The 16,473-nt window shown below is 48.0% G+C and carries 14 protein-coding genes; 8 read left to right on the top strand and 6 right to left on the bottom strand.

All coding sequences use genetic code 11. The annotated features are described in order from the left end of the window. The first annotated feature begins 18 nt into the window (after window positions 1-18). The 5 genes from ACOJS8_RS21675 to ACOJS8_RS21655 all read left to right on the top strand — a co-directional run bounded on the left by ACOJS8_RS21675 (window position 19) and on the right by ACOJS8_RS21655 (window position 4,717). Window positions 19-1,179 (top strand): esterase, encoded by a 1,161-nt coding sequence (locus ACOJS8_RS21675; RefSeq protein WP_420150645.1) that lies wholly within the window; start codon window positions 19-21, stop codon window positions 1,177-1,179. Window positions 1,180-1,251: 72 nt separating this feature from the next. Further along, window positions 1,252-2,124, top strand: a complete 873-nt coding sequence (locus ACOJS8_RS21670) for an alpha/beta hydrolase (protein ID WP_420150644.1) — start codon at window positions 1,252-1,254, stop codon at window positions 2,122-2,124. Between the two features lie 95 nt (window positions 2,125-2,219). Beyond that, window positions 2,220-2,480: a hypothetical protein gene (locus tag ACOJS8_RS21665; RefSeq protein WP_420150643.1), complete on the top strand. Its 261-nt coding sequence runs from the start codon at window positions 2,220-2,222 to the stop codon at window positions 2,478-2,480. A 52-nt stretch (window positions 2,481-2,532) separates the two neighbouring features. After that, window positions 2,533-4,071, top strand: coding sequence for a carboxylesterase/lipase family protein (locus ACOJS8_RS21660; RefSeq protein ID WP_420150642.1), 1,539 nt, complete (start codon window positions 2,533-2,535; stop codon window positions 4,069-4,071). Between the two features lie 238 nt (window positions 4,072-4,309). Next, window positions 4,310-4,717, top strand: a complete 408-nt coding sequence (locus ACOJS8_RS21655) for a hypothetical protein (RefSeq protein WP_420150641.1) — start codon at window positions 4,310-4,312, stop codon at window positions 4,715-4,717. An 83-nt stretch (window positions 4,718-4,800) separates the two neighbouring features. Here the strand turns inward: ACOJS8_RS21655 and ACOJS8_RS21650 are convergent, their stop codons facing one another. The 6 genes from ACOJS8_RS21650 to ACOJS8_RS21625 form a co-directional block, all read right to left on the bottom strand. Beyond that, window positions 4,801-5,961: an aldose epimerase family protein gene (locus ACOJS8_RS21650; RefSeq protein WP_420150640.1), complete on the bottom strand. Its 1,161-nt coding sequence runs from the start codon at window positions 5,959-5,961 to the stop codon at window positions 4,801-4,803. 91 nt (window positions 5,962-6,052) lie between these two features. Further along, complete coding sequence (locus ACOJS8_RS21645) at window positions 6,053-6,751, bottom strand: L-ribulose-5-phosphate 4-epimerase (RefSeq protein ID WP_420150639.1); 699 nt, start codon at window positions 6,749-6,751, stop codon at window positions 6,053-6,055. Window positions 6,752-6,845: 94 nt separating this feature from the next. Next, the gene (locus ACOJS8_RS21640) at window positions 6,846-8,402 is read right to left on the bottom strand and encodes an alpha-N-arabinofuranosidase (RefSeq protein ID WP_420150638.1); all 1,557 of its coding nucleotides are present in this window, start codon (window positions 8,400-8,402) and stop codon (window positions 6,846-6,848) included. Between the two features lie 115 nt (window positions 8,403-8,517). Next, window positions 8,518-10,014, bottom strand: coding sequence for an L-arabinose isomerase (gene araA, locus ACOJS8_RS21635; protein ID WP_420150637.1), 1,497 nt, complete (start codon window positions 10,012-10,014; stop codon window positions 8,518-8,520). 31 nt (window positions 10,015-10,045) lie between these two features. After that, window positions 10,046-11,725 (bottom strand): ribulokinase, encoded by a 1,680-nt coding sequence (locus ACOJS8_RS21630; protein ID WP_420150636.1) that lies wholly within the window; start codon window positions 11,723-11,725, stop codon window positions 10,046-10,048. A 160-nt stretch (window positions 11,726-11,885) separates the two neighbouring features. Then, window positions 11,886-12,587 (bottom strand): NUDIX hydrolase, encoded by a 702-nt coding sequence (locus ACOJS8_RS21625; RefSeq protein WP_420150635.1) that lies wholly within the window; start codon window positions 12,585-12,587, stop codon window positions 11,886-11,888. A gap of 213 nt (window positions 12,588-12,800) precedes the next feature. Between ACOJS8_RS21625 and ACOJS8_RS21620 the strand changes: the two genes are divergently transcribed. The 3 genes from ACOJS8_RS21620 to ACOJS8_RS21610 all read left to right on the top strand — a co-directional run. Then, on the top strand, window positions 12,801-14,054 hold the full coding sequence (locus ACOJS8_RS21620) for a putative DNA modification/repair radical SAM protein (RefSeq protein ID WP_420150634.1): 1,254 nt from the start codon (window positions 12,801-12,803) through the stop codon (window positions 14,052-14,054). Then, complete coding sequence (locus ACOJS8_RS21615) at window positions 14,054-14,839, top strand: TIGR03915 family putative DNA repair protein (RefSeq protein ID WP_420150633.1); 786 nt, start codon at window positions 14,054-14,056, stop codon at window positions 14,837-14,839. Before ACOJS8_RS21620 ends, ACOJS8_RS21615 begins: the two co-directional genes overlap by 1 nt. 438 nt (window positions 14,840-15,277) lie before the next feature. Continuing rightward, on the top strand, window positions 15,278-16,473 hold a 1,196-nt coding region (locus ACOJS8_RS21610), incomplete at its 3' end, for a TonB-dependent receptor plug domain-containing protein (RefSeq protein WP_420150632.1).

The following is a 16,473-nucleotide window of genomic DNA, read 5'->3' as shown; positions in this document are numbered from 1 at the left end:
TCTAATCCTTTCTGTTTTATGAATCGCGAAAAATACACTCTGTTAACAAAGTGGCTGGGTTTTTACCTGACCCTGTGCGCTTCGGTAGCTGTGGCCCAGATGCCGCAACGCACACCAACTCCAAATGATACGTTAAAATCGCCTAAAGTGCTGGACGATAAGCGGGTAGTGATTCAGATTTACGCGCCCAAAGCTACCGACGTAATGGTTGGTGGCGATTTTGCGTCGGGCAAACCTATGCCACTGACGAAAAACGATCAGGGGGTATGGTCCGTTACGTTGGGTCCGCTCAAACCGGATTATTACACCTACACCCTGAGCGTAGACGGAGTGCGGACAATGGACCCGAAGAACCCAGTTATTAAGCAGGGAATCAGTAGTTTAGAGAACGTAATGGCAGTGCCCGGCCCGGAGACAGCTTTTGAAGATAATCGGGCTGTGCCACATGGCGAAGTACGGGAAGTTTGGTACTCTTCCAATACGCTGGGTATGATGCGTCGGATGCACGTTTACACGCCACCGGGCTACGAAAAAGGTAATACAAAATACCCCGTTTTTTACTTGCTGCACGGTGGGGGCGATGATGATTCGGGCTGGAACAGCGTAGGGCGTGCAGGCTTCATCCTGGACAATTTGATTGCCGCTGGAAAAGCAAAACCCATGATTGTGGTGATGCCTAACGGCAGTATGCCCATGCCTGCTACGTCGGGTATGCCTGACATGAACATGATGAACCGGATGCGCGACCTGTTTGCCAGTGAACTGCTGAAAGACGTAATGCCTTTCGCAGAGAAAAATTACCGCATCCTGACCAACGCCGAAAATCGAGCAATTGCCGGTCTGTCGATGGGTGGTTTTCAGACGCTGGACGTAACGTTAACACGCCCTGAGCTTTTCAACTACGTAGGTGTCTTTAGCTCTGGTTTCTTTGGCGCTTCTGCCGACGAAGCCGATACGAAATACGCCAAAGTCCTGAACGATCCCAATTTTAATAAGGGCAAAAAGCTGTTCTGGGTCGGTATCGGCAAAGAGGATTTTGTGATGGAGTCTAACAAAAAGACATTGTCACTGCTTGACAAACACAACATTAAATACCAGTATAAAGAAACGGAGGGTGGCCACACCTGGATCAACTGGCGGCAATATCTGAATGAGTACGCTCCACTGCTTTTTCGATAGCTCTAATCGTTTCGTAACCGCACCAGATCGCTGATTTTTAGGTAAAATCGTATCTGTAAACCGATTAACACTATGAACATTCGTCTCCTTATAACCAGTGTTCTGCTAGGCTGCTGGACGCTGACTTTCGGCGCTAAAGTCGATTCTCTGGACGTACCGTCGGCAGTTATGAAGAAGAACCTCCGTGCAGTAGTTGTCCTGCCGAACTCGTATGCGAAAAGCAAGACGTCCTACCCGGTATTGTATCTGTTGCATGGCGGTGGTGGCAGGTTCAGCGACTGGATTTCCAAGACCCCTGATAAAATGTTACTGCAAAACCTGGCTGATCAGTATAATCTGGTTATCGTGACGCCAGAGGGCGAAGATCTCAGCGGTTATATCGACAGCCAGTTTCAGAAAGACAGCCAGTTCGAAACGTACATAACCAAAGAAGTTATTGAGAAAATTGATAATACGTACCGCACCATTCGGGACCGGAAGGGTCGGGTCATCACCGGACTGAGCATGGGTGGACATGGTGCCTTATTCCTGTCAGCGCGTCATCCCGACCTTTATTGCGCGGCTGGAAGTATGAGCGGAGCGCTTGATCTAAATCGATCCAACTGGAAAATAGCACCTGATTTTGAGAGTCGGGTGGCCCCCCGATTCGAACGAATTCTGGGTCCGGTAGATTCAAAACCCGATCAATATGCGGCTAATTCGGTTGTGAACATGGCCGATAAGTTGAAAGCCAATGGATTACCTTTAATTATCGATTGTGGTGTTGACGATTTTCTGATTGAACCCAATCGCGAGTTACACCGGAGGTTGGTTTATAATAAAACGCCCCATAATTACAGCGAATACCCTGGCGCTCATACTTGGGAGTATTGGGAAAATTCACTGCCTTACCACGTCCTGTTTTTCAGTAAAATCCTGAAAGGAAATGGTGTTGTAACTCCTTAGCTACAATCTCCAAAAATACCCCATGTCTAAAGCTTGCTTCGTTCATCGTGTAGCATGCCTTTAGACATGGGGTTATTTCAGATTACATCTAATTGATGAAACGAAGAACCTTTCTCAAAAATAGCTCCACGACTGGTTCACTTGCACTTATTACACCATCGGGAATCCTTCAGGTTGTTAATAAACAGAAACCATCGGAAGCCGCTGAATCTGTTGTCGATGCATTTGTCAATCCGCCAATGTCGTCGCGGGCGCAGGTCTGGTGGCACTGGATGAACGGCAACGTAACAGCCTTGTTCCGTTTACAATCTGGAAACACTACAGTAAAGATTCACCATTGCTTGATTCGGGCTTGATTGGCCCGGTGGTGCTACGCGTGGCTGAATTCAAATTATTCACATAAGCGATATGCATAAACTAATCTTCTTCCTCAGCCTTATTTCATTCACGGCCTTTGGTCAATCAACGACTGTAAAAACTGAAAACGGAGCCATCGAAGGAACAATGAGCAAAGCGGGCGACGTTCGTATTTTTCGCGGAGTGCCATTTGCGGCTCCGCCCGTCGGGAACTTACGTTGGAAAGCGCCACAGGCCGTAGCAAATTGGTTCGGTGTTCGGAACTGCCGTACGTTTGGACCAAGTCCCATGCAGGGGAAGCCCGTACCCTTTATGTACTGGTCGTCTGAATTCCTGATTCCTGAATCACCCATCAGTGAAGATTGTTTGTACCTGAACGTCTGGACAAGCGCTAAATCAGCCACCGCGAAGCAGCCAGTCATTGTATACGTACCGGGTGGAGGATTTCGGAGCGGGGGAGGAGCCTGCCCCATCTACGACGGTGAGTCAATGGCCAAAAAAGGCGTTGTATTCGTAACAATCAATTACCGGCTCGGTGTTTTCGGGTTTCTGGCCCATCCCGAACTGACGCAGGAATCGAGTTATCAGGCATCTGGTAATTATGCTCTCCTCGACATTATAGCCGCGCTACGTTGGGTGCAGAAAAACATTGCCGCAATGGGTGGCGACCCTGCTAACGTAACGCTTGCCGGACAATCGGCGGGTGCTTTTGCGGTTAATTTTCTGACGGCCTCGCCTTTGGCAAAAGGGTTGTTTCATCGTGCTATTGCTGAAAGTGGTGGCAGCTTTGTGACAAGTCCGATACGTCCTAAACTGACGCTAAAAGACGCCGAGCAGCAGGGCATTACGTTCGCCAAATCGTTAAATGCTATGTCGCTTGGCGAGTTGCGGGCAAAATCTGCTGATGAGTTACTCAAAGCAACGGGCGGACTAAGCAGCCCAATCGTAGATGGATACGTAGTGCCTGAATCGATCTACGCGATTTACGACAAAGGTCGCCAGAACGATGTTCCTGTTATTGTGGGCTGGAACGAAGACGATCGGGTTTCGGGGCCACCCGTTAAAGCTGAGATTTTTCGGGAACAGGTAAAAAAGCGCTTTGGCGATAAAGCCGATGCCTATCTGAACGTGTACCCTGCCCGGACGGATGCCGAAGCGGCTCAGTCGCAGATAGCCAGCGGACGCGACGAAGCCTTTGGCATTCAGGATTATAAGTGGGCGAAAATGCAGGCTAAAACCGGAAAAACGCCTGTGTACGTCTACAATTTTAACCGAAAAGTACCGGCCAGTACGCCCGAAACACAATTTGGGGCCTTTCACTCCGGTGAGATTGTGTATGCTTACGACAACCTACATACGCTAAGCCGCCCCTGGGAGCCAGTCGATCGACAAATTGCTACGGCCATGTCGGCGTACTGGGTAAATTTTGCTAAAACTGGTAATCCAAATGGCAAAAATTTGCCGAACTGGCCAGCTTATAAACCCACTGCTGAGAACGTAATCGTAATAGACAAAACCATCCGAAGTCAAGCTTTGCCAACCAAACCTCAACTAGCGTTCTGGGAACACTATTATGCCGCTGAGAAATGAACGTAGCACTGTATTCCTGATCGGCTTCAAAGCTACGTTGCTGTAAGAAAGTAGAGAAGCGTGTCACATTGCAGAGGTTACATCAGTGCTGTAATTGAAGGCAAAGGGGCAACTGAAAATGAGGATATCTGACGGGTAAAACTCTGTTGAAAACCGCAAGGTGGTAAAATTGGCTACATTGAAGAGAAAACATCTGTAGAACTTCATCTGTTTCATTAATAAAGACCTATTTTAAGTGATGAAAGCGATTTATTCTATAGCCATTACACTCCTTATTAACGCAGCACTGAGTGCGTGTACGCCAAAAATGACCTTTACAAATTCCACGATTGTGCCATCCGCAACAGGAAACGTAACGGTAAAGAAGGATAAGAACAAAAACTACGTGATCAACGTATCTGTGCAAAATCTGGCCGATCCGCAAAAGCTTAACCCGGCAAAAAGTACGTATCTGGTCTGGACAGAGTCCAAAAACGATCCGGTGCAGAAGTTAGGAAAGATTTCGCCATCAGGTAAAGCGTTGCAGGGCAGTTTACGAGCCACCACTACGTCTGAGCCTACGGATGTGTTTATAACCGCCGAAGATAATGTCGATCTGCAATATCCAGACGGGCGAATCGTGCTGACAACGAAGAAAGAGCCATAATCAGGTTATGTATTCCTTGCCAATCCGGTAAAAAATAAGGGAGATGTGTACACATCTCCCTTATTTTTTACCGGAAAAAGAACTTATTCTTTGCGGGTCGAAAATTGGTAAATCGTGGTTGTTTTATAGGTTTCGCCCGGACGTAACGTAGTGGTTGGAAACGACGATTGGTTCGGTGAATCAGGGTAATGTTCTGTTTCCAGGCAGAGAGCGTAGCGTTTTTTGTAAGGAAATCCCTCACGACCTGTTACGCTTCCGTCCAGGAAATTACCTGTATAAAACTGGATGGCTGGTTCTGTGGTACGAACTTCCATGACGCGTCCACTGGTCGGTTCGTAGACCGTAGCGGCCAGTTTAAGTGAGTCGCCCGAACCATTCAACACCCAGCCATGATCGTAGCCGCCACCGTATTTGATCTGCGTATCGGTCGAGTCGTTGATCCGTTTTCCAATAACGGTTGGCTGTGTAAAATCGAAGGGCGTATTGGCTACTGGCTGAAGTTTACCCGTCGGAATCAGGGTTTTATCGACAGGAATAAATCGGTCAGCGTTGAGCGTTACTACGTGGTCAAGAACATCACGCTTGGCACCACCCGTCAAGTTGAAATACGTATGATTCGTCAGGTTAACCACCGTTGGCTTGTCTGTAGTGGCCTCATAATCAATCTTCAGGGCATTATCTTTCTGCAGCGTGTAGGTAACGGTTACGTTCAGATTTCCGGGGTAGCCTTCTTCGCCATCTTTCGATGTGTAGGTCAATTTTAGGGCAGGTTCGTCGCCTTCGATGGGTGTGGCTGTCCAGAGTACTTTGTCGAAACCGACTGTGCCGCCGTGCAGGTGATTGCCCATGTTGTTCGTCACAAGGTTGTACGTTTTTCCGTCCAGCGTAAATTTCCCTTTCGCAATCCGGTTACCATATCGACCGATCAAGGCTCCAAAATACGGATTGTTTTTTACGTAGGCAGACAACGAATCCTGACCTAACGTAACGTCCTCGAATTTGCCGTCTTTATCGGGAGCCGTCAGTCCAACAATAATTCCACCATAGTTGGTGATCTGGGCTGTCATGCCCGATTCGTTACGTAGCGTGTAGAGATCGGCGGTTTGCCCACCGGCCAACTGACCATAGGCCGTTTTTTCGATACTTGCTTTTTGTTCGGTCGTTTCCTTCTTGGACGAGCAGGCATTCATAGTTAACAGGCCTGTTAGTAGAGCTAATGATAAAAATGGGGTTAGTCCTTTCATGAACTATGGAATTTGGGAGAATGTAAATTTCCTTGTAAAGAACAGTCGGGCTTATTCATACTATAAAGTAAGGCCGGCGACTTTTTATCCCTTAGCAGCCCTGCCCGTAATACGCATTGGCGCCGTGTTTGCGCTCATAATGCTTCATACGCAGCGTGTCTTTAATGCGGGGCGTATTGGGATTGATCTGGAGCGTTAGGTACGCCATGCGCGCTACTTCTTCCAGCACCGCCGAATTATAAACTGCTTTCTCGGCTGTTTTCCCCCAGGTAAATGGCCCGTGGTTCTGGAGCAGCACCATTTCCATTTCCTTGTGCGACAGACCTTTGCTTTCGAAGATGCCGAAAATCTGGTTGCCCGTTTCATACTCATAGTCGCCCTGAATCATCTCGTCGGTTAGTGCCGGAGCACAGGGAATGTCCTGGTGTGTGTGGTCGGCGTGGGTAGTTCCGAAAATAGGAATGTCCAGCCCCGCCTGCGCCCACGAAACCGCATACGTACTATGCGTATGGACAATTCCACCAATGTCGTGCCAGGTTTTGTAAAGCAGTGCGTGAGTTTTCGTATCCGACGACGGCCGCATCGTTCCTTCAATAATTCGGGCGTCGTAATCGCAGATGACGATATCCTGCGGACGTAGTGCTTCATAGGGTACGCCACTGGGTTTGATCGCAAAAACGCCCTGTTCGCGATCGACGGCGCTCACATTGCCGAACGTAAACAACACCAGCCCCAACTTCGGCAACTGCATGTTTGCTTCAAAACACTCTTCTTTTAAAGTCGTGTACATGATTAATGATTGAGTTGTTGACTGATTGAATTATTGAATGAAATTCACTGCTGTAATAAGAAAGTATACGTCAGCTTATTCAATCGCTCAATCATTACATTTCTAATACCACCACCGAAACCGGCGGCAACGTAACGGTCAGGCGGTCGGGCGTTCCCGTATCGCCGGAAAGTTTGGCACCGTTAAAAGCGGCTGGCTTAATTTTATTCAGATTCTCGAACGTATTGTGATCGTGCACATCGGCCGATGTCAGAATGCGCCCCGTTATGCCTGCGGCTTTCAAGCCTTTCAGATCAACAGAAATATCCTGCGCTTTTTTCGGGTCGATGTTCACGAGTGAAATATGAACTTTCCCGGCTTTGTCGCGGGAGGCCGAAACCGATACAGCGGGCAGGTTTTCTTTCTCGAACGTAAAATCTTCGGTTTTTACGTCAACAGGCAGCATCGTTGCATCCTGATGAACATTGTACATTTCCAGTACGTGATACGTTGGCGTCAGCAGGATTTTGTCGCCTTTGGTCAGAATAACTGATTGTAATACGTTGATCGCCTGTGCCAGATTGGCCATGCGAACGCGTTCGCAGTGCTTGTGGAAAATGTTGAGCGTAGCGCCAGCCAGCACCGCATCGCGCATGGTGTTTTGCTGATACAGAAACCCCGGATTTGTGCCCGGTTCTACGTTATACCAGCCGCCCCATTCATCAACAATCAGCGCGATTTTTTTCTCGGCATCGTATTTGTCCATGATAGCGATGTGTTTTTCAATCAATTCATCCATCAGAAGTGCCTGCTGCATCGTCTTGAAATACTCCTGATCGGTAAACTGCGTGGCTGACCCTTTTTTGCCTTCGCCCCACGAAAGCACCGAGTAATGGTGTAACGCCACGCCATCCATCAGCGACGCTGGAATGTTTTTCATGAGGGTTTCGGTCCAGTTATAATCGTTGTCGCTGGCGCCCGACGCGATCCGAAAAATCTTTTCCTTGCCCACCTGCGAATTCATGAACGTGCTGTATTGGCGGTAGATGTTGGCGTAGTAATCGGCTTTCATATTCCCACCACAGCCCCAGGCTTCGTTGCCAACACCCCAGTAGCGAACATTCCAAGGCGTGCTACGTCCGTTTTGCTGCCGCAGATTCGACATAGGGCTGTTGCTTGGGAAGTTAACGTACTGCACCCAATCGCTCAGATCCTGCACCGTACCGCTTCCGACGTTTCCGGCCAGATACGGCTCCGTGCCTAGTAGCTCACACATGTTCAGAAAATCGTGCGTGCCGAAGCTATTATCTTCCGTAACCCCACCCCACCACGTATTCACAATTTTCGGACGTTTGGCTTTTGGGCCAATGCCGTCTTTCCAGTGATACGTATCGGCGAAGCAGCCGCCAGGCCAGCGTAAATTCGGTATTTTTAGCTTCTTCAGTGCCGCCACTACGTCCAGCCGAACACCATTTTTATTCGGAATTTTTGTGTTGTTCTCACCCACGTAGAAACCGTCATAAACGCACCGGCCCAGGTGTTCGGCAAAATGGCCGTAAATGTGACGACTGATCGTATGCTTGCCTTCGCTGGCGTTGATCGTCACTTTGTTTTGCGCCGAAACAATCAGGCTGCTACCAATGAAGAAGAGGGTTAGGAATTGTTTTTTCATGTTTCTAAAGGGTGAAAGAGCGAAAGAATGAATGAGCGAAAGAGTGAATGAGCGAAGGAATGAATGAGTGAATAAAATCATGCGTCAGCCATTCGCTCTTTCGCTCATTCGCTCTTTAAAATTGCCGATACGCGGCTTCACTCCAGCGCAGTTCATTTTTCAATTGACGCAGCTTAGTATCCCGATCAATGACGACCAGTTCTACCCCGAAAATATCGGCGAAATCTTCGATGTGATCGGTTGTTAAATTCTGGCTGTAGACCGTATGGTGCGCTCCTCCGGCCAGAATCCAGGCCGCACAGCCAGTCTGCATATCGGGTAGCGGTTTCCAAAGAGCGCGGGCTACGGGCAGTTTGGGCAATGCTTCAGTGCCTGCAATCGCTTCGACTTCGTTGACCAGCAGCCGGAAGCGATTGCCCATGTCGATAAGCGATACGTTAATCGCCGGACCAGCCGGTGCGTTGAATACCAGCCGAACCGGATCGGCTTTGCCGCCAATACCCAGCGGATGAATCTCACAACTTGGTTTATCGGCCGCAATACTTGGGCAAATTTCGAGCATGTGCGAGCCCAATACCAGCGGATTAGCCGGGTCGAAATGGTACGTATAATCTTCCATGAAGGAATTGCCGCCGGGCAAACCAGCTGCCATCACTTTCAGTGTACGAACCATAGCCGATGTTTTCCAGTCGCCCTCTCCACCGAAACCATAGCCGTCAGCCATCAGGCGCTGCGACGCGATGCCCGGCAGTTGAGCCATCCCGTGCAGGTCTTCGAACGTATCGGTGTAAGCTGAGAAATTACCGTCTTTCAGGAATGCCCGCATTCCGAGTTCAATTTTGGCCGCATCACGTAACGAGTTGTGTTGAGCACCGCCTTTACGTAACGATTCCATCAGCGTATAGCTATCCGCATAGTCAGCCACCAACTGATCAACTTCGGCGTCGCTAATCTGATTGATAACCGCCACCAGATCGCCGATGCCGTGCGTATTGACCGACATACCGAAGGTCATTTCGGCCGCCACTTTATCGCCATCCGTTACGGCTACCTGACGCATGTTATCGCCAAACCGAACCAATTTCATCGTTTTTAATTCATAAGCCGCTACAGCCACCCGCGTCCAGGAAGCAATTTTAGCCACTACGTCTGGCTGCTGCCAGAAACCAACAACTACCTTACGGTTCAGCCGCATTCTGGACATGATGAACCCAAACTCCCGGTCGCCGTGAGCTGACTGGTTGAGGTTCATGTAATCCATGTCGATGTCTCCCCAGGGAATGTCGCGGTTGAATTGCGTATGCAAATGAAGCATCGGCTTTTTCAATACACTCAATCCCCGAATCCACATTTTAGCGGGCGAGAACGTATGCATCCACGTAATGATTCCTACGCAATTGGGTGCTACGTTCGCTTCCTGGCAGATGGCGTAGATTTCGTCAGGCGTTTTTACTACCGGTTTGAATACAACCCGCACGGGCATTGGCTGCGCCTTATTCAGAAATTCAGCAATGATGAGCGAATGAGCATCAACTTGTTTAAGCGTTTCTTCGCCGTACAAATGCTGGCTACCTGTGACGAACCAGACTTCAAATTGTTTTAGATCAAGCATTATTTGATATTGACGTTTTCTATTTGTGATGTCAGTTTTGAGAAGCTGACATCACCGTGAAGGAGGAAGTAAGCTCCGGTTTATTTTCAATAAATCTTCCCAGATTCAGGTATTTCCGGTAAAGGATTTCATATGTAGCGGCCTGTTCCGAACGAGGTTGATATTCAGCGTCGAAGCCAGAACCCATAGCCTGCTGTGCGGCTTCCATCGTAGGGTGAACGCCAGCCGCAACAGCCGCACACATAGCTGCGCCCAGCGCACAGGCCTGATCGGCGCTGGCTACCTGAATGGGTTTGTTCAGTACGTCGGCCAGGGTTTGCATCACGAAGGGGGATTTCTTCGCAACTCCGCCAATCGCAATTACTTTTTTGATCGGAACCCCTTCCTGAATAAATCGGTCGACAATGCTACGTGAACCGAAAGCCGTTGCTTCGACCAGTGCCTTGAAGATTTTTGGAGCGTCGGTTCCCAGACTCAAACCAGCAATGGCGGCTTTGAGCGTGTGATTGGCGTCGGGGGTGCGTCGGCCATTAATCCAGTCGAGCGCAATGACGTCGTTTTCCGTAACGGGCAACGTAGCGGCTTGGGTAGACAGGTGTGGGATCAGTTGACGGCTTAGCGTATCAGCTGCTTCGTCGCCCAGTAAATCGCGAACGGGACTGGTGATCAGCCGGGCAAACCAGGCATAAACGTCACCGAACGCCGATTGCCCGGCTTCTAAACCCAACATACCCGGCGCGACCGAACCATCGACCTGGCCACAGATGCCCCGAATCAGTTGATGACCAATTTCCTCATTCGGCGCCATCAGAATATCGCAGGTCGACGTACCGATAATGCGGACAAAGGCGTAAGGCTCAATTTCGGCACCAATGGCGCCCATATGCGCATCGAAAGCCCCCACACCAATCACTACGTTGGTCGACAGCCCCAGCTTCTCCGCCCATTCTGCCGATAAATTACCCATCGACTGGTCGGCGGTGTACGTATCAGAGAATAACTGGCTACGGAGTCCACTCAGCAATGGATCGAGTTTGGTAAGAAATTCCTCAGAAGGTAATCCGTCGAATTCGCTATGCCAAAGCGCTTTATGGCCAGCTGCACAACGCGACCGACGTAGCGAAAGTGGATTTGTGTTTCCCGTCAGAACGGCCGAAACCCAGTCACAGTGTTCGATCCAGGAAAAGGCATGTTCCCGAACCGCTTCATCGACACGTAGCGTGCGTAGAATCTTAGCCCAGAACCATTCCGACGAGTAAATGCCCCCAACGTATTTCGTGTAATCTGTGTCCCAATGATGGGCCAGGTTATTTATTTCTTCGGCTTCGTCATTGGCCGTATGGTCTTTCCAGAGAATAAACATACCGTTCGGATTCTCGGCAAAATCAGAACGTAGTGCCAGCGGCAGCCCGGTTTTGTCAACAGCACAGGGTGTCGAGCCAGTCGTATCAATCGAGATGCCAACAACCTGCTGGCGAACGTCATCAGAGGCACCTGCTAAAGCCCCTTTGATAGTCGCTTCCAGACCTTCCAGATAGTCGAGCGGATGCTGTCGGAACTGCGAGGTTGCTGGATTGCAGTACAATCCTTTTTTCCAGCGGCTGTACTCGTGAACGTGTGTTCCGATAGCCTCTCCCGTGTGCGCGTTGACGACTAGAGCCCTCACCGAATCCGTGCCAAAGTCGATGCCTATAACGTATTGATTATTCATTTGATGATGTCCTTGTCAGATCGAAAGTCTTGGCTTTTGCCCGGTTAAAGAATGGAGAAAAATCGCCTTTTTAAGAATAGTGTTTATCTGACACAATATTACAGCATAATGGTGTTTTTTTCATAAGAAGTTGCAATAATTTTTTTGCAAAGTAAAGAAACTATGACAGAGTTAGTTCAGGGAAGAAACTAACGTAGTCGGTAAGGTATTGGTGGTATTTCTCGGTGTTAAGCCGGTACAGTTTCCCCTTCTTGGTAACGGAATGTGTGTCTTTCTCGCCCGTGTCAATCAACAGATCGGTGGAGAGTATCTTTCGGCTAAAATTCCGACGATCAAGGGGTTTGCTGTAGATCGCTTCGTAGACTTTTTGTAATTGTGGGATGGTAAATTTCTCAGGCATCAGTTCAAAACCAATGGCGTGTAAGGCCGCTTTGTAACGTAGCTGCTGCAACGCCTGCTTAACCATCTGGTCGTGGTCGAAGATCAGATCTGGTTTGTTGCGCAGGCTAATCCACGAGGCATTGTGTGTTTTGGCCGCGTTTAAGTCCTGCTGTTGCGTATTGATCAGCGCGTAATAAACAACTGAAATTGTCCGTTCAACCGGGTCTCGGTTCACGGCTCCAAAGGTTTGCAATTGTTCGAGGTAGTTATTGTCGATGCCTGTCAGATTAAACAGAATGCGATGAGCAGCTTCCTCTAAATCTTCATTTTCGTTAAGAAATCCACCCATCAATGACCATTTGCCCTGCTCGGGCTCAAAGTTGCGTTTGATGAGCAGTAAGCTGAGTTCCTCTCCATCAAAACCGAAGATAATACAGTCGAGTGCTACCAGAATCCGGCTTGTATGCGTATAGTGAATCATTGTCTATCGAAAAAGTATGCAATGCACATAATGATAAGCAGAGATGTTAGAATTCGCCAATTCGGGTAGAATAATTTTTTCGCTATATTATAAGAAAAATATATACTATTTTAGTTGTATAATAAAAAGCGAAGCCACCTTATATTTGGCAGCAGGATCAGATTAGAACATAGCCGCCCAATGCGCAAAGCAGAGGCAGGAAACATAAGTAATATGGAAGATAGAATCCGGGAGAAATTAAAGATTCTGGCTGATGCCGCCAAGTATGACGTATCGTGTACGTCGAGTGGCAGCAACCGCAAAAATGACGGAAAAGGAATCGGAAATGCCAGTTCCGGAATTTGTCATACCTATACAGAAGATGGTCGCTGTGTGTCGTTGCTGAAGATTTTACTCACCAATTACTGCATCTACGATTGTGCCTTCTGCGTGTCGCGATCGAGTAATGACGTCAAACGGGCCGCGTTTACAGTCGAGGAGGTCGTAGCGCTGACCATGAATTTTTACCGTCGGAACTACATCGAAGGGTTGTTTCTCAGTTCGGGAATTTTCAAAGATGCCGACTATACCATGGAGCGCATGCTACGTATCGTAAAGAAGCTACGGCTGGAGGAAAATTTTCACGGCTACATTCATCTAAAAACCATTCCGGGTGCCAGCGGGGAATTGGTGACCGAAGCTGGTTTATACGCCGATCGGATGAGCATCAACCTGGAAATGCCGACCGAAGCCGGACTTAAGCTACTGGCTCCCGATAAATCGCATACGGAAGTAAAGCGTGAGTTAGGAGTAGTTCGGGCAAAGGCCATTCAATACGCCGATGAACGAAAGCTGATCAAAAGTACCCCTTCCTTCGTACCCGCTGGCCAAAGTACACAGATGGTCATTGGTGCCACCGCCGAAACCGACCGGGACGTAATGCAGACCGCCAATGAGTATTACAAAGCGTTTTCGCTGAAGCGCGTGTACTATAGTGGCTATATTCCAATCAGTTCCGATAACCGAATGCCCATGATTGGCACCCCGCCACCACTGATTCGGGAAAATCGTTTGTATCAGACAGACTGGCTACTACGTGTATACGGCTTTGACGTAGAGGAAATTCTGAATGAAACGTATCAGAACCTTGATCTCGATGTCGACCCAAAATTGAGCTGGGCACTACGTAATTTTCAACTGTTTCCAGTTGATATCAACACCGCAGACTACCGAATGATTTTACGAGTGCCGGGCATTGGAGTCAGGTCGGCTCAGAAAATTGTGGCAGCCCGGCGGTTTGGTAAGCTACGTATCGATCAATTGAAAAAAATTGGCATTTCTTACAGCAAGGCCCAGTATTTTATTCGATGCGCTGATACGCCGTTTCGACTCAACGAGAAAGACCCTTACACTGTTAAGCGAATAATTTTACGTAGTAGCCAGAGTAAATATCTCAAAAATCAATTCCAGCAACTGAGTTTATTCTGATGGTCATCTACATTTTCGATGGAAGTTTTTGGGGCCTACTGACAGCTATTTTTGAATCCTTTGCGCGAAAAGAATATGAGGTAAAGCTGACGGAAGAAAGCCGCTTCGAAGCGAGCTTTTTTGACACGTCGGTACGTATTCATACCGAACGTGAAAAAGCCAACCGCGTGTGGCTTGGCCTGCAAAAAAAAGTAGGAACTGAAGGCCAGCAACAGTTTTATAAGGCGTTTCTGTCCGAGCAGCCAGCCGTGTTTAAGTCTCTGTTTACGTACGCACAATACGTATTCTGCAACCCCGCTGGTTTCGCCGAAAATTATGGAAACGCCGACGTACTGGCTATAGCGCAGGCTGCTCAGAAAGTACACCGGGAGAAACATCGGATGGAAGCGTTTGTGCGCTTCAAAAAACACCGGAATGGATTGTTTATGGCCGTGGTCGCTCCTGATTTTAACGTATTGCCGCTAATCTGTCCGCATTTTAAAGATCGGTACGCCGACCAACCTTGGCTTATTTACGACGAGCGACGTAAGTATGGCATTTATTACAATGGTAGTACCGTTTGCGAGGTCGTTCTGGCGAGTAAGCCCAGGGCGCTAACTGAACATGACGTACTGGAAGCAGGACTGGATGGCCACGAACAGTTATACGCTACGTTATGGAACGATTATTTTCGGAGTACTAACATTGCCGAGCGCAAAAATAAAAAACTGCATCTTCAGCACGTGCCCAGGCGCTACTGGCGCTATCTCACCGAAAAAACCGATGATCTTGGTTTAGGGCTATAAGATTACAATAGGATTTATCACATCTGTCTACGCCTGACCTGCGTTAGCTGCTGCACCTGTGTCCATTTATCCGTTTCTGATCAACGAAGTATTAGGTATTTATACGTGTCAACACGTGGTGGAAAAGAACTACGTGTATACTATAGAAATTGAATTATTTATATACATTATATACTGGAATTCAGACAGAAGCCTCTATCTTCTATATTCTACATAAACTGTATTTATGCGTATCTTATTTTAAATATAAACTAATATAGATAGATAAGTATGGAAATAATCTATATAGTGAAATTATATTTTATTTGGTATTAAGTTAATTTTACCTTCAATATTCGATTTTTCTTTGGACTAAACATTGAATTAAATCTGGGTTAACATATTTTTACCGAATGTTATGATGTAAGTAGTATAACCTAATATGATTTGAGCAGTTGTATGGCGAAAAATTTACTATTGAGCTTCCTGCTGGTATGCTCAGCCTGTGCCTTTACCTGGGCACAGGAACGAAAAATTACGGGTAAGGTAACTTCAAATGAAGACGGTACGTCGTTGGCGGGGGTATCGGTTGTTGTGAAAGGAACGACGACAGGATCGGTTACAGATGGTGAAGGCAAGTATTCTATAGCTGCTCCTGCGAAAGCGACACTAGTATATTCCTTCATTGGTATGGCCACCAAGGAAATTGAAATCGGGGCCAGTTCAGTAATCGATGTTAAGTTGACGACCGACACCAAGCAGCTTTCCGAAATTGTGGTAACCGGGGTAGGGGTAGCTACCGACAAACGAAAAATTGCCATTTCGGTTGAGTCGGTGAGTGCGAAAGAACTTCCACAAACGCCATCGGCCTCCGTTGATCAGGCCCTTATCGGGAAAATTCCGGGTGCACAGATTACCAGCCGGAGCGGTACACCTGGTGCCGATGTGAATATTCTGCTACGTGGTATCAACACCATCAACCGGGGTACGCAACCCATGATTCTGATTGATGGGATTCAGATGGGCGCTACCAGTCTGCAAACCATCGACTTAAACTCCATCGAGCGGGTCGAAGTTGTTCAGGGCGCAGCTGCGGCCACGATTTACGGAGCGCAAGGGGCTAACGGCGTTATTCAGTTATTTACTAAAAAAGGCAAAAACGGTCAGCTTAACATTGATATTTCGTCCAGCATTGCCCAGAATACGTACCTGAACGTTGGCGGCTTAAGCAAAGCACAATATCATGCTTTCGTTACGGATGCCAGCAATAACATCATCGGATCGTCGGGTAAGCCCATTGCGTTCGATGCGACGAATGGTATTTATACTGAAAACGTACAGTATAACTCAACCGATCCGACGGCTACGAACAGTAAGCCTTATAACGCGAATCTGCAATACCACGATCATTTCTCGTACTTCTTCAAACCCGCTAATACGATCAACAACAGCATCGCTATTTCGGGAGGGAGCCAGAAAGCCGATTTTAGTCTGTCGGTTTCCAACAGCCATCAGGAGAGTAACATCATCAACAACGGTGCCTGGGATCGGAGCAACCTATCGGCCAACATCGGGACACAGTTGGCCAAAGGGCTTTCGCTACGTTCGATTACGCAGTTAGCCTATACGAAAAACACGTTGAAGAGCAGCGACCG

This window comes from Spirosoma sp. (genome assembly GCF_048594605.1).
Taxonomy (GTDB): domain Bacteria; phylum Bacteroidota; class Bacteroidia; order Cytophagales; family Spirosomataceae; genus Spirosoma.
This window is presented reverse-complemented; position numbering and strand designations above follow the sequence as displayed.

What these genes read in the sequence shown, in the direction of transcription:
- ACOJS8_RS21650 (WP_420150640.1), bottom strand. Translation starts at nt 5,961, where the DNA reads ATGAAAGGACTAACCCCATTTTTATCATTAGCTCTACTAACAGGCCTG.
- ACOJS8_RS21655 (WP_420150641.1), top strand. Translation starts at nt 4,310, where the DNA reads ATGAAAGCGATTTATTCTATAGCCATTACACTCCTTATTAACGCAGCA.
- ACOJS8_RS21675 (WP_420150645.1), top strand. Translation starts at nt 19, where the DNA reads ATGAATCGCGAAAAATACACTCTGTTAACAAAGTGGCTGGGTTTTTAC.
- ACOJS8_RS21615 (WP_420150633.1), top strand. Translation starts at nt 14,054, where the DNA reads ATGGTCATCTACATTTTCGATGGAAGTTTTTGGGGCCTACTGACAGCT.
- ACOJS8_RS21665 (WP_420150643.1), top strand. Translation starts at nt 2,220, where the DNA reads ATGAAACGAAGAACCTTTCTCAAAAATAGCTCCACGACTGGTTCACTT.
- ACOJS8_RS21625 (WP_420150635.1), bottom strand. Translation starts at nt 12,587, where the DNA reads ATGATTCACTATACGCATACAAGCCGGATTCTGGTAGCACTCGACTGT.
- ACOJS8_RS21660 (WP_420150642.1), top strand. Translation starts at nt 2,533, where the DNA reads ATGCATAAACTAATCTTCTTCCTCAGCCTTATTTCATTCACGGCCTTT.
- ACOJS8_RS21640 (WP_420150638.1), bottom strand. Translation starts at nt 8,402, where the DNA reads ATGAAAAAACAATTCCTAACCCTCTTCTTCATTGGTAGCAGCCTGATT.
- ACOJS8_RS21630 (WP_420150636.1), bottom strand. Translation starts at nt 11,725, where the DNA reads ATGAATAATCAATACGTTATAGGCATCGACTTTGGCACGGATTCGGTG.
- araA (WP_420150637.1), bottom strand. Translation starts at nt 10,014, where the DNA reads ATGCTTGATCTAAAACAATTTGAAGTCTGGTTCGTCACAGGTAGCCAG.
- ACOJS8_RS21620 (WP_420150634.1), top strand. Translation starts at nt 12,801, where the DNA reads ATGGAAGATAGAATCCGGGAGAAATTAAAGATTCTGGCTGATGCCGCC.
- ACOJS8_RS21670 (WP_420150644.1), top strand. Translation starts at nt 1,252, where the DNA reads ATGAACATTCGTCTCCTTATAACCAGTGTTCTGCTAGGCTGCTGGACG.
- ACOJS8_RS21645 (WP_420150639.1), bottom strand. Translation starts at nt 6,751, where the DNA reads ATGTACACGACTTTAAAAGAAGAGTGTTTTGAAGCAAACATGCAGTTG.